Here is a 12,959-nt window from a genome sequence, read left to right on the forward strand (position 1 = left end):
GAAAGCCGCGCGCTAGCGGAACGCGCGGGTGCCCGTCCCGCCGTGCGGCGGGAGTTCGGGCAAGGCGAATTCGCTCAGCCACGCGTCCCACAGCGGGCGCAGCGGCAGGCGGCTGTAATGCCCGGCCAGATCGGTGAACTCCACGGTGGTGACCGAGGAATGCCGATAGCGGCGGGTCCACTCCCTGAGCAGATCGAAGAACGCGACATCGCCCAGCTCGGTGCGCAGGGCGTGCAGGGTCAGCGCGCCGCGCTTGTAGATCCGGTCGTCGAACATGAGCGCCGGGCCGGGGTCGCCGAGCAGGATGTTCTGCGGCTCGCGCGACAGATTGTGCCGGGCGGCGCGGGCCAGCCGGTCCGCGCTCGGCCCGCCGGAGGCCTCCGACCACAGCCATTCGGCGTAACAGGCGAAGCCCTCGTGCAGCCAGATGTCGCGCCACTGCCGGATGGTGAGGCTGTTGCCGAACCACTGGTGCGCGAGCTCGTGGGCGACCAGTCGTTCCGAACCCCGTCTGCCGTCGCAGTGATTGGCGCCGAAGACCGAGATGCCCTGCGCCTCGATGGGGATCTCGAGCTCGTCGTCGGTGACCACGACGGTGTAGGCGGCGAAGGGATAGGGACCGAACGCCTCGATGAAGACCTCCATCATGCGCTGCTGGCGGCCGAAGTCGTGGTCGAAGGCGCTGCGCAGGCGGGGCGGGAGCACCGCCTGCATGGGCACCGGGGACTGGGCGGTGCCGATCCGGTGCTTGCGGTAGGGCCCGATCTGGATGGTCGCCAGATAGCTCGACATCGGCTCGGCCTGCTCGTAGACCCACGTCGTCTGGCTGGCCTTGATCTGTTTGCGCACCAGCTCGCCGTTGGCCAGCGCGAAGTAGGGGCTGTCGGTGGTGATCGAGATGCGGTAGCTGGCCTTGGAACTGGGGTGGTCGTCGCAGGGGAACCAGGACGCCGCGCCGTTGGGTTGGCTGGCGATCAGCGCGCCCTCGGTGAGTTCCTCCCAGCCGACCTCGCCCCACGGGCCGCGCACCGGCCTGGGCGTGCCCGCGTAGAGCACCGTCACCGAGAGCACTCCGCCGGCGGGCACCCGCTGTTGCGGAGTGAAGACCAGCTTGCCGTCGCGGTGGGTGTAGCGAGCGGCCTTGGCGCCGTTGACGAACACCTTCGACACGCTCAGCGACTGCGCCAGGTCCAGCGCGTAGCGCGGCCGCACCGAGGTGGTCACCGCGGTGATCTCGGCGCGCCCGCTGAGCCGGTTGCTCGCGACCTTGTAGATCAGCTCCAGCTCGTAGCGCGAGACCCGATAGCCGCGGTTGCCGTTCTGCGGGAGATAGTCGTCGATCGGGTCGTCGTAGAACTTCTCACCGGTCGAGTACTTCTCGTCGGTCGACTTGCCACCCATCAGCGTCCCGGCTCCGGCGCGGAGGCCTCCGGGTGCGAGCGGGCCCACGGCGCGATCGGATTGCCCCACCAGCTGGTGGACGCGGGCACGGTGTCACCGCGCATGACCAGCGAGGCCGGGCCGACGGTGGCGCCGGCGCCGATGGTCGCGGCGGGCAGGGCGACGCAGTGCGGGCCGAGGGTGGCGCCCGGTTCCAGGACGACGGTGTCCATGGCCATGATGCGGTCGTGGAACAGATGGGTCTGCACCACGCAGCCGCGTTCCACGGTCGCGCCGTCACCGAGAGTCACCAGGTCAGCCTCCGGAAGCCAATAGGACTCGCACCATACCCCGCGCCCGATCGTCGCGCCGAGTCCGCGAAGCCACAGATTGAGCACCGCGGTACCGGTCGCGGCGCGGGCGAACCAGGGCGCGGCGACGGTCTCGACGAAGGTGTCCGAGACCTCGTTGCGCCACACGAACGAACTCCACAACGGATGTTCTTCGGCTCGGATCCGGCCCACCAGAAGCCATTTCGCCGCCACCGCGATGGCACAGGCCACCGCGCCCGCGACCAGCAAGGTCACCCCGCTCAGCAGCGCGGCGACCGGATGACCGAAGGTCCCGGCCAGCCAGGCCAGCGCGAACAACACGCCCAAGCCGATGGCGAAGGTCACCACGACCGGGATCAACCGGCAGGTCTCCACGATCGCGCGCGCCACCTTCAGCCGCGGCGACGGGTCGAAAGTGCGCCGGGTGTCGGCGGATTCGGCGGCGCGGCGCAACCGCACCGGCGGACTGCCCACCCACGACGAACCTGCCTTGGCCTTGGAGGGCGCGGCCGAGAGCACCGCGACCAGACCGTTCTTCGGCACCCGGCGACCGGGCGCGGTCATCCCGGAATTGCCGAGGAAGGCGCGCTTTCCGACCTTGGCCTCGCCGATGCGCAGCCAGCCGCCGCCGAGTTCGTAGCCGGCAATCATGGTGTCGTCGGCCAGGAACGCGCCGTCGGCGACGGTGGTGAACTTCGGCAGCAACAGCACCGTGGAGGCCTCCACGTGCTTGCCGACCTTCGCGCCGAGCAGCCGCAGCCAGATCGGGGTGAGCAGGCCCGCGTAGAGCGGGAAGAGGAACGTCCGCGCGCCGTCGAGCAGCCGTTCGGTGGCCCAGACCTGCCATCCGATGCGGCTGCGCACCGGATGGTAGCCCTCGGTCAGGCCGAGGGAGAACAGCCGCACCAGCACGATCGTCACCCCCGCGTACCCGGCCAGCGTGATCAGCACCGCGGGCGGCAGCGCCCCGTACGCGCCGAGCAGCGCGTCCTCGAGAGTGGTGGTGTCGCGCACGCACCAGGCCAGCCAGCCCGCACCCGCGACCAGCGCCAGTACGGGCAGCGACGCCAGCCCCATCGAGGTCAGCGCGAAGACGACGATCCAGTGCCTGGCGCGGGCCGGGGTCTCCTCCGGCCAGCGATGGCGGGCCTTGCCGACCTTCGCCGCGGGTGAGCCCGCCCATTCCTGCCCGCCCTTGATCTTGCCCGCCACCGCCGAGCCCGGCGCGATCTCGGCGCCCTTGCCGATCCTGGCGCCGGGCATCACGATCGAGCGGGAGCCGACGACCGCGCCCGCGCCGATCTCGATCGGGCCGATGTGCACGATGTCGCCGTCGATCCAGTACCCGGACAGGTCGACCTCGGGTTCCACGCAGGCGCCGTCGCCGAGTTCGAGCATGCCGGTCACCGGCGGCAGGGTGTGCAGATCCACGCCCCTGCCGACCCGGGCGCCGAGCGCCCGCGCGAACGGCACCATGAACGGCGCGCCGGACAGGCTCTCCGCCCCGCTGGCCTCCGACAACCGCACCGCCGCCCACAGCCGCAGGTGCGTCGAGCCGCCGCGCGGATAGCGGCCGGGCCGCACGCCGCGCAGGAGCAGTCGCGCGCCGAGCACGCACAGCGTCATCCGGCCGATCGGAGTGATGAACACCAGGAACGCCAGCAGCGCCCACCACCACGACAGCCGGGGCAGCCAGGGCAGCGAATGCGACCAGGCCGCGACATTGCCGACGATGGCCAGCCAGGTGAACCATTGCAGGCCGGTCAGCGTGGTCAGCGGCACGGTCGCCAGCAGCTGGACGAGCTGGGCGCGGCGCGGTGTCGGTTCGACCGTGCGCGTCTCGACCGCCGCCGCGGGGGCGGACTGCTCCAGAAAGGTCACCAGCGCGCCGAACCTGGGATGGTCGTAGAGGTCGGCGACGGCGACGGTGGGGTAGCGCTCGCGCAGCGCGGTGACCAGTTGCGCGGCCGCCAGGGAACCGCCCCCGAGGTCGAAGAAGTCGGCGTCGGGATCGGCGACCTCGGCACCGAGGATCGCGTCCCATTGCGCGGCGACCCAACGGGCCGTCTCGGAGAGCCCGCCGTCGTGGTCGCGTTCGCGTCGCGGCAACGGCCAGGGCAGGGCGTCGCGGTCGACCTTGCCGGAGGTGCGGGTCGGCATGTCCTCGACCAGCGCCAGTCGCGGTACCAGCGGCGCGGGCAGCTGTCCGGCCAGGATCTCGCGGGCCGCGTGCAGGTCGTAGTCCTGGTCCGGGCCGGTGAGGTAGCCGATGAGGATCTTGTTGCCCGCCTTGGTGGTTCGGATCGCGGCGGCGGCGGCGGTGACGCCGGGCAGATGCTGCAGCGCGTTGTCGATCTCGCCGAGTTCGATGCGACGACCGCCCAGCTTGATCTGGTCGTCGGCGCGCCCGAGGAAGACCAGGCCCGCGGCCTCGTTGCGCACCATATCGCCGCTGCGGTAGGCGCGGTCCCAGCCGAGTCGCGGTGCGGGGGCGTACTTCTCGGCGTCCTTGGCCGGATCGAGGTAACGGGCCAGGCCGACGCCGCCGATGACGAGTTCGCCGGATTCGCCCTCCCCGACCGGGGCGCCCTCGGCGTCGACCACCGCGAGATCCCAGCCGTCCAGCGGCAGGCCGATGCGGACCGGGCCCTCGCCGGTCAGCGGCGCCGCGCAGGCCACTACGGTCGCCTCGGTGGGGCCGTAGGTGTTCCACACCTCGCGGCAGGTGTCGCCCTCACCCACGACCCGCTCGGCGAGTTCCGGTGGCACGGCCTCGCCGCCGAAGATCAGCAACCGCACGGCTTCCAGCGCTTCCGGCGGCCAGGTCGCGGCCAGCGTCGGCACCGTCGAGACCACGCTGATCTCGCGGCGCACCAGCCACGGACCCAGATCCGCGCCGGTGCGCACCAGCGTGCGGGGCGCGGGCACCAGGCACGCACCGTGCCGCCAGGCCAGCCACATCTCCTCGCAGGAGGCGTCGAAGGCCACCGACAGGCCCGCCAGCACGCGGTCGCCCGGGCCGATCGGCGCGTCCGGCAGGAACAGTCGCGCCTCGGCGTCGACGAACGCCGCGGCGCTGCGATGGGTGACGGCCACGCCCTTGGGGGTGCCGGTGGAACCGGAGGTGAAGATGATCCAGGCGTCGTCGTCGAGGGATGGGGGCGCCGGTTCCGGCACGCCGGAACCGACGGCAGGGCGGTCGGCGGGCCGGGAGTCGCCGGCCGCCGCGGCGCCGTCCCGCCGGGTGTCGATGTGCGTGGTGTCGAACTGCCGGATCTCGGAACCGGTGACCAGGACCCGGACGCCGGCCTCGCCGAAGACGAGCGTCGCGCGCTCCTCGGGGTCGTCGGCGTCGACCGGGACGTAGGCCGCGCCCGCGGAGAGGGCGGCGAGAATCGTGACGTAGAGGTGGCGGCTGCCCGAGGGCATCCTGATGCCGACGCGGTCGCCGCGACGGACCCCGGCTTCGGCGAGTTCCTTTGCCCTGGAAACGATTTCGCTGTGCAGTTCGGCATAGGAGAGAACGGTGTCGCCGTCGTCGATCGCGGGTGCGTCCGGGTGCGCGGCGATGGTGGCGTCGAGGATGTCGACCAGCGTGCGCGGAGCGGGTGCGCACGCTGCGCGCGAGAGCGGGTCGGGCCGTGACCCCGGCTCCTGCGGCGCCGCTTCCGTCGCCGCATCGACCTGTGGGTGGAGCATCACGTCCTGCCTGCCTCTCCTGAAAACGGTTCGCGTTGTCGTGATCCTTGCGTGCTCTTGTTGTTCCACAGCAGGGTTACCGAATGGCAAACAGCATGATGGCCCTCTGCCACGGTACCCGTGACGTCTTCGGGAAACAGCCTGCGACCTGGTGTTTTGACACGCAGATCACAGATCCGCGAGTCTCGGAGAGGGCAGGAGTGCGGACCGGTGGGACGGACCGGCAGGCAGCTGGGGGCTCAGCCCTCCAGTTCGGAGGGCCGGTGGTAGCGGCCGTTGTAGTACAGCAGCGGAGAGGCGGCGGGGCGCTCGCCGGTCTCGTCGTGCACGCGGGTGACCAGGCCGATGAAGATCGTGTGATCGCCGATCGCGATGCGCTGATGCACCGCCGCGCGCACCCAGATGGGGGTGCCGTGCAGGACCGGCTCGCCGCTGTCGAGCGTCGTCCACAGCGAGGTGTCGGAGAAGCGCTCGGTGGCGGCGCGGGAGAAGCGCTGGGCGATGTGGCGCTGGTGCTCGCCGAGAAAGTGGATCACCACCGACTCGGCGGCCAGCAGGGCCGTCAGGCTCGACGAGGTGTGCGCGATGTTGAACGACACCAGCGGCGGCTCCAGCGACAGCGACGCGAACGAGGTCGCGGTGAAGCCCACCGGTCCGTTCGCCGAATCGAGGGTGACGACCGTGACGCCGGCCGGGTAGTGCCGCATCGACGCCCGGTACTGGTCGGCGGTGATGCCGCTGACATCGTCGGGGACTGTCAGGCCCGTCTCGGGCGGGGGTACTTCACTCACATCACGAAAGCTACGCCGGTTGCCGTGGTCCCGGACGAACCCCGTGTGCTCCGGCCGTCGCCTGTGGCGTCGGTATCGTCGCGCCGACCTCGGCGGACGCGTCCGGCGCTGCCGTGCGTCGAGGATTCGATCCACGCGGAAGGAAAACCACCCGCAGCGGCGTGGGGTGCGGGAGTCCGTGGCTGCGGGAGTCCGCGTTTGTACGCCGTCAGGCAGCCGATACGCTGGGCGGATGACTGATTGGCAGGCTTTCACCGTCGAGATCGACGGTCATGTCGCCCGGGTGACCTTGACCGGCCCCGGCAAGGGCAACGCGATGGGACCGGACTTCTGGCGCGAACTCCCCGAGATCTTCGGCCGGCTCGATGCCGACCCGCAGGTGCGCGCGGTGGTCCTCACCGGCAGCGGCAAGCACTTCTCCTTCGGGCTGGACCTGCCCGCGATGTCGGGCACCTTCGGCCAGTTGCTGGCCGACCGGGCGCTGGCCGCGCCGCGCACCGACTTCCTCAAAGAGATCCGCAGGATGCAGGGCTCGATCAACTCGGTCGCCGACTGCTCCAAGCCGGTCGTCGCCGCGGTATCGGGCTGGTGCATCGGCGGCGGCGTCGACCTGATCTCGGCCGCCGACATCCGGCTCGCCAGTGCCGACGCAAAGTTCAGCATCCGTGAGGCGAAGGTCGCCATCGTCGCCGACGTGGGCTCGCTGCAGCGGCTGCCCGGCATCATCGGCGAGGGCCACCTGCGCGAGCTGACCTACACCGGCAAGGACATCGACGCCGCGCGCGCGGAGAAGATCGGCCTGGTCAACGATGTGTACCCGGACTCCGAAGCGCTGCTCGAGGCCGCGCACGCGCTGGCGAACGAGATCGCCGCCAACCCGCCGCTGGTGGTCCAGGGCGCCAAGGACGTGCTCGAACAGCGGCGGGTGAACGAGATCGCCGAGGGCCTGCGCTACGTCTCGGCGTGGAACGCGGCGTTCCTGCCCTCGGAGGACCTGACCGAGGCCATCCAGGCCGTGTTCGAGAAGCGGGCCCCGGAGTTCAAGGGCCGCTAGGGTTTTCGCGCGCCGGGCGGCCGGCGTGCAGTGCCGTGCCGAGCCGAGCCGAGCCGAGCCCGCCGGGGTTTCTCCGGCGGGCTCGGCACGTGTTCGAGGTGTGGTGGGGGACGCTCGGAAGGGGACCGCGGGGTGGTTCCGGGGCCGCCCGAGGGTGGGGGTGGTGAGTACCGCCAGGGTGTGCCCGAACGCCACCTCGGGGTGGCTGTGCAGGGCCTGTCCGCTCCCTAACGTTGTTCTCAGCAAGCCGAGATCGACAACTCACCGAGAACACCACCCAGGAGCACGACATGCGCATCAAATCCTTCATCGCCGCCGCCGCGCTGGCCACCGCGACCGTCGCCGGGGTGTCGACGGCCGCGACCGCCACCGCCGCCGCGCCGATCGAGACCACCTACCAGGCCGCCTACTACGGCGGCACCTACATCGGCACCTACGCCACCCTGGAAGCCTGCCGCGCCGACGGCGTCTCGCCGAGCACCGGCGGCTACTACTGGGAGTGCATCGAGAACTGGGACGGCTGGGACCTCTACATCTACTACTGATCCCCAGCTCTACCGAAAGACCCTCTCGGCCACCGAGCACGGTTCCCCCACCACCGTGCTCGGACAAAGGGAAAGGGACGTCCGGCACCGTGCCGGACGTCCCTTTCGCCGTTCAGGCCGAGCGCCGCTCGCGAGGAGGGAGCTCGGTTCGCGCCAAAGGGGGCTCAGTGGCCGCCCTTCTCCTCCAGGCGCTGGAAGGAAGCCGTGACCTCGGCCTCGGCCTCGGCGCGACCGACCCACTCCGAGCCCTTCACGTACTTGCCCGGCTCGAGATCCTTGTAGCGCTCGAAGAAGTGCTTGATCGCGGCCAGCTCGAACTCCGGGACGTCGGCGAGGTCCTGGATGTGGTCCCAGCGGGGGTCGCCCGCGGGCACGCACAGCACCTTGGCGTCGCCGCCCGCCTCGTCCTCCATCTTGTACATCGCGACCGGACGGGCCTCGACGATCACGCCGGGGAACACCGAGTCCGGCAGCAGGACCAGCGCGTCCAGCGGATCGCCGTCCTCGCCGAGGGTGTTCTCGATGAAGCCGTAGTCGGCGGGATAGGCCATCGACGTGTAGAGGAAACGGTCGAGACGGACCCGGCCGGTCTCGTGATCGACCTCGTACTTGTTGCGGGAACCCTTAGGGATCTCGATGGTGACGTCGAACTCCACGCCATCTCCTTCTGTGCTGCATCTAGGGGCGCGAGCAGGCGCGCTGCCGACTCGCCCGACTGTCGGGGAGAACGGTAGCCGAACACCGATAGTGTGAGTGGTGCGGATACGGGTGCGCCGGGCGGGTGCGCGGTGGGTGGAGTCAGGGAGACGACGGGCACGTGGTTGGGAACGACAAGAGGATCGGGGACTTGGCCACCCGCAGGCGCAGACGCCTGTGGATCACGGTGGTCACGACCTTCGCCGTGATCGCGCTGCTGGCGGGGACGGTACTGCTGGTGGTCCGGCCGTGGACACCGGAATTCCGGCACGGCGGACTGACCATCGCCGAATCGCCCGCGCCGGTGAAGGCCTTTCCCCGGCTGCAGCCCGCCGACGACAACGGCGCGCCGAGTCCGGCCGGTGTGGCGGCCGCGCTGGCGCAGCCGATCACCGATCCCGACCTCGGTGATTTCTCCGGCGTGGTCACCGACGCCGAGACCGGGACGACGCTGTGGAGCTCGGACGCCGACGAGCCGCGCATCCCGTCCTCCACGAACAAGATCCTGACCACCGCGGCCGCGCTGCTCGCGCTGCCCGCCGACCAGCGGGTGATCACCAAGGTCGTCGCGGGCGCGGCGCCGAACGAACTGGTGCTCGTCGGCGGCGGCGACCCGACGCTCACCGCGCAGCCCGACGGCAAGGGGTATTACCCGAATTCGGCCCGGCTGTCGGATCTGGTCGGGCAGATCCAGTCCTCCGGCCGCGCGGTCGACACCATCGTGGTGGATACCTCGCTCTACGCCGGTCCGACGATGGCCCAGGGCTGGGAGGACATCGACGTCCCGCAAGGATCGATCGCGCCGATCGAATCGGTGATGATCGACGGCGGTCGCGCCGAGGCGCTGGTCGAGTACTCCCCACGCACCGTCACGCCTGCGCTGGACGCGGGTCGCACGCTGGCCGCCGCCCTGGGCCTGGACCCGAATCGGGTGCGGACCGGAACCGCCGACCCCGCGGCCGCGGAGGTGGCTTCGGTGCGCTCGGCGCCGCTGGGCGATCGCCTGCACGCGATGATGCTGCACTCGGACAATGTCCTCGCCGAGACCATCGGCCGTGAGATCGCGCTGGCCACCGGTCACGAACCGTCCTTCGCCGGCGCGGCGACCGCGGTGCGCGCCACCCTCGAGGGCGCGGGCTTCGATCTGACCGGAGTGGTGCTGCACGACTCGAGCGGCCTGTCGACCGACGACCGGCTGCCCGCCCGGCTGCTCGACGACATTCTCGCCGCCGCCGCCCGGGCCGGGGGCGAGGTTCCCGAGAGCGCCGAGGACAGTGACAAGAGCGGCAAGGCCGGTGCGACCGGCGCGGCCGGCAGCGGCGCGGACGAGGGAGCCGCCGACTACGCCGCGCTCTCCCCGCTGCTGGACGCCCTTCCGGTCGCGGGCGCCACCGGCTCGCTGAGCTCGCGCTATGTGCAGCAGAACCGGGAGGGCGCGGGCTGGGTGCGGGCCAAGACCGGAACTCTCACGGTTGCCAGCACGTTGGCCGGGTATGTGCTCGACAGAGATGGACGGGTGCTGACCTTCGCGTTGATGTCGAACGATCGGCCGCCGGAGCTGAGCCGACCGGCGCTGGACGCCATCGCGCGCACATTACGCAACTGTGGATGCTCGTGACGGGTGGTTGACCATGTTCGAAGGCGCTGACGGGGCAGACGAGACGACGGCGGGCGCGGCAGACTCCGGGCCGACGGTGCCCGGCACACGCGGACCCGGCCTGTCCGCGCCGGTCGACTGGCGGCTGGCCGCGCGCACCGGCGCCGCCTTGGTCCCGGCCGGGCCCAGCACGACCAGAGCGGCCGCCGAACAGGTGGTCGCCGAACTCGCCGCGGCTTCGGTGCGCGCCGAACAGCCGGTGCGCGAGGTGAGCGGACTGCTCGACGACCAGCCGATTCCCGAGGCCAGGATCGTGGACCGGCCCGGCTGGATCAGCGCTGCCGCCGACTCGATGGCGGTGCTCACCGGTCCGGCCGCGACGCCGACCGGCTTGCAGGCCAAGCTCACGGGCAAGCCCGCGGGCGTGCAGGCGGGCGCGATGCTGGCGTTCCTGTCCACCGCCATCCTCGGCCAGTACGACCCGTTCACCGGGCCGGACGGCACGCTGCTGCTGGTCGCGCCGAACATCGTCGCGGTGGAACGCACCCTGCGCGTCTCGCCGAGCGACTTCCGGTTGTGGGTCTGCCTGCACGAGGTCACCCACCGGGTGCAGTTCTCCTCCGCGCCCTGGCTGGCCGACTACATGCGCGACACCGTCGATGTGTTCGGCGACATCGGCGACGACACCGTGACCCAGATGCTCTCACGGCTGCTCGACGAGGTGCGCGACCGCAGGCGCGGCCTGGTCTCCGAGGATCCGGCCTCACGCGGTGTCATCGGCCTGCTGCGCGCGAGCCAGGCGCCGCCGCAACGCGAGGCGCTCGACCGCCTGCTGATGCTCGGCACGCTGCTGGAAGGGCACGCCGACCACGTGATGGACGCGGTCGGCCCCGCGGTGGTCCCGACCGTCACCCAGATCCGCGCTGCCTTCGACCTGCGCAGGCAGCGCCCGGCCAATCCGGTCCAGCGGCTGTTGCGGGCGCTGCTGGGCATGGATGCCAAGATCGCCCAATACGTGCGGGGCAAGGCGTTCGTCGACCACGTGGTGGGCCGGGTCGGGATCGTCGAGTTCAACGCGGTGTGGACCGACGCGACGACACTGCCGCGCACCGACGAGATCGAGGATCCGGAGCGGTGGATCGCCCGAGTGCTCGGATGACCCGACCCGATGCTCGACGCCGCGGATCCCCGTGTGCTCGGCCGTCTTGTCCGGATGCCTCGCCCCGCACGGCAGCTCGGACGAGTAGCGCGGCGTGAGCGGCGCGTCGTTCCGGTTGCCCGAGACCCCGGCGGCACTGGTCCTACGCCGTGCCGTGCGGTCCTGGCTGGCCGAGTTCCTGCCCGCCGACGCGCCCGCGGTGGCGGTCGCCCTGTCCGGTGGCCCTGATTCGCTGGCGCTGACCGCCGCGACGGTCGTGGAGGCGGCCGCGAGAGATCTCCCGGTGGACGCGCTCGTCGTGGACCACGGATTGCAGGCGGGCTCCGATCGGGTAGCCGCGGAGGCCGCGGCCACCGCCCGCACCCTGGGCGTCCGCGAGGCCCGGGTACGCACGGTCCGCGTCGGCACCGAGGGCGGCCCGGAAGCCGCCGCCCGCACCGCCCGCTACACCGCCCTCGAATCCGCCCGCGACGGCTGCCCGGTCCTGCTCGGGCACACCCTCGACGACCAGGCCGAGACCGTGCTGCTCGGGCTGGCCCGCGGTTCCGGCGCCCGTTCGATCCAGGGCATGGCCGCCTGCACGCCGCCGTGGGGCAGGCCGCTGCTCGGTGTGCGCCGCGCCGACACCCGCCGCCTGTGCGCGGACCTCGGGCTCGTCCCGTACGACGACCCGCACAATGCGAGCGCGGAGTACACCCGGGTGCGGATACGCGCCGAGGTCCTGCCGCTGCTCGAGGAGGTGCTCGGCGGCGGGGTGGCCGAGGCGCTGGCCCGCACCGGCGCCCAGCTGCGCGAGGATTCCGCGGTCCTCGACGCGCTCGCCGCCGAGTTGCTGGCGCGGGCGAGCGACGATACGGGCGCGCTCTCGGTCGAGATCCTCGCCACGGCGCCCGCCGCCCTGCGCCGGCGGGCGCTGCGGACCTGGCTGCTCGCCGGTGGCGCGAATGCCCTGACCGGCAAGCACCTCCACGCCGTCGACGCGCTGATCGCCGACTGGCGCGGCCAGGGCGGCGTGGCCGTGGGCGGAGGCACCCCCCAGGCGAGGTTGGTTGCCGCGCGCGAACATGGCAGGCTGACACTGCGCAGGCACGACCGATCGCCCGCGCGGTGAACGTGCCGCGAACACAGGGAAGGGAAACCATTACACGTGTACGGGGACGACATCGCATCGGTGCTGATCACCGAGGAACAGATCGCCGCCAAGACCGGTGAGCTGGCCGAGCTGATCGCCAAGCGCTACCCGGAGGGCTCCTCCGCGGACGACCTGCTGCTGGTCGGCGTGCTCAAAGGCGCCATCTTCTTCATGACCGACCTGGCCAAGGCGCTGTCGATTCCGACCCAGATGGAATTCATGGCCGTCTCGTCCTACGGGTCCTCCACCTCGTCCTCCGGCGTGGTGCGGATCATGAAGGACCTGGACAAGGACATCGCGGGCCGCAATGTGCTGATCGTCGAGGACATCATCGACTCCGGTCTGACGCTGTCGTGGCTGATGCGCAACCTGTCCACCCGCAACCCCGCGTCGCTGGAAGTGGTCACCCTGCTGCGCAAGCCCGACGCGCTACGCACCCAGGTGGAGGTCGCCCACGTCGGCTTCGACATTCCCAACGAGTTCGTCGTCGGCTACGGCTTGGACTACGCCGAGCGCTACCGCGACCTGCCCTACATCGGCACCCTGAACCCCAGGGTCTACGGCGGGGCCTGAG

At 71.3% G+C, this 12,959-nt stretch carries 10 protein-coding genes; 6 read left to right on the forward strand and 4 right to left on the reverse strand.

The features are described from left to right. Positions 1-12: 12 nt before the first annotated feature. From NS3_RS12165 to NS3_RS12175, 3 genes are all read right to left on the reverse strand, one after another. A complete protein-coding gene (locus NS3_RS12165) occupies positions 13-1,401 on the reverse strand; it encodes a M1 family metallopeptidase (RefSeq protein WP_067858806.1) in 1,389 nt (462 codons plus the stop codon). Continuing rightward, a complete protein-coding gene (locus NS3_RS12170) occupies positions 1,401-5,411 on the reverse strand; it encodes a Pls/PosA family non-ribosomal peptide synthetase (RefSeq protein ID WP_067858398.1) in 4,011 nt (1,336 codons plus the stop codon). Before NS3_RS12170 ends, NS3_RS12165 begins: the two co-directional genes overlap by 1 nt. A gap of 239 nt (positions 5,412-5,650) precedes the next feature. Beyond that, positions 5,651-6,118 carry a flavin reductase family protein gene (locus tag NS3_RS12175; RefSeq protein ID WP_084495458.1) on the reverse strand — a complete coding sequence of 156 codons (468 nt, stop codon included), beginning with the start codon at positions 6,116-6,118 and terminating at the stop codon, positions 5,651-5,653. 316 nt (positions 6,119-6,434) lie between these two features. On the opposite strand from NS3_RS12175, the gene NS3_RS12180 reads away from it, so the two are divergent. Further along, positions 6,435-7,256, forward strand: coding sequence for a crotonase/enoyl-CoA hydratase family protein (locus NS3_RS12180; protein WP_067858403.1), 822 nt, complete (start codon positions 6,435-6,437; stop codon positions 7,254-7,256). A 290-nt stretch (positions 7,257-7,546) separates the two neighbouring features. Beyond that, complete coding sequence (locus NS3_RS12185; RefSeq protein ID WP_067858404.1) at positions 7,547-7,801, forward strand: hypothetical protein; 255 nt, start codon at positions 7,547-7,549, stop codon at positions 7,799-7,801. A 164-nt stretch (positions 7,802-7,965) separates the two neighbouring features. On the opposite strand, the gene NS3_RS12190 is transcribed toward NS3_RS12185, so the two are convergent. Then, on the reverse strand, positions 7,966-8,457 hold the full coding sequence (locus NS3_RS12190) for an inorganic diphosphatase (RefSeq protein ID WP_067858406.1): 492 nt from the start codon (positions 8,455-8,457) through the stop codon (positions 7,966-7,968). 182 nt (positions 8,458-8,639) lie between these two features. On the opposite strand from NS3_RS12190, the gene NS3_RS12195 reads away from it, so the two are divergent. From NS3_RS12195 to hpt, 4 genes are all read left to right on the forward strand, one after another. Further along, on the forward strand, positions 8,640-10,115 hold the full coding sequence (locus NS3_RS12195) for a D-alanyl-D-alanine carboxypeptidase/D-alanyl-D-alanine-endopeptidase (RefSeq protein WP_084495460.1): 1,476 nt from the start codon (positions 8,640-8,642) through the stop codon (positions 10,113-10,115). Between the two features lie 13 nt (positions 10,116-10,128). After that, complete coding sequence (locus tag NS3_RS12200) at positions 10,129-11,253, forward strand: Rv3626c family coenzyme F420 biosynthesis-associated protein (protein ID WP_084495427.1); 1,125 nt, start codon at positions 10,129-10,131, stop codon at positions 11,251-11,253. Between the two features lie 94 nt (positions 11,254-11,347). Next, positions 11,348-12,364 (forward strand): tRNA lysidine(34) synthetase TilS, encoded by a 1,017-nt coding sequence (tilS, locus tag NS3_RS12205; RefSeq protein WP_245649582.1) that lies wholly within the window; start codon positions 11,348-11,350, stop codon positions 12,362-12,364. A 36-nt stretch (positions 12,365-12,400) separates the two neighbouring features. After that, positions 12,401-12,958 carry a hypoxanthine phosphoribosyltransferase gene (hpt, locus tag NS3_RS12210; protein WP_067858410.1) on the forward strand — a complete coding sequence of 186 codons (558 nt, stop codon included), beginning with the start codon at positions 12,401-12,403 and terminating at the stop codon, positions 12,956-12,958. Position 12,959 lies beyond the last annotated feature (1 nt).

Source organism: Nocardia shimofusensis NBRC 100134 (assembly GCF_001613125.1).
GTDB lineage: Bacteria > Actinomycetota > Actinomycetes > Mycobacteriales > Mycobacteriaceae > Nocardia > Nocardia shimofusensis.

What these genes read in the sequence shown, in the direction of transcription:
- NS3_RS12200 (WP_084495427.1), top strand. Translation starts at nt 10,129, where the DNA reads ATGTTCGAAGGCGCTGACGGGGCAGACGAGACGACGGCGGGCGCGGCA.
- NS3_RS12170 (WP_067858398.1), bottom strand. Translation starts at nt 5,411, where the DNA reads ATGCTCCACCCACAGGTCGATGCGGCGACGGAAGCGGCGCCGCAGGAG.
- NS3_RS12175 (WP_084495458.1), bottom strand. Translation starts at nt 6,118, where the DNA reads ATGCGGCACTACCCGGCCGGCGTCACGGTCGTCACCCTCGATTCGGCG.
- NS3_RS12165 (WP_067858806.1), bottom strand. Translation starts at nt 1,401, where the DNA reads ATGGGTGGCAAGTCGACCGACGAGAAGTACTCGACCGGTGAGAAGTTC.
- NS3_RS12185 (WP_067858404.1), top strand. Translation starts at nt 7,547, where the DNA reads ATGCGCATCAAATCCTTCATCGCCGCCGCCGCGCTGGCCACCGCGACC.
- NS3_RS12180 (WP_067858403.1), top strand. Translation starts at nt 6,435, where the DNA reads ATGACTGATTGGCAGGCTTTCACCGTCGAGATCGACGGTCATGTCGCC.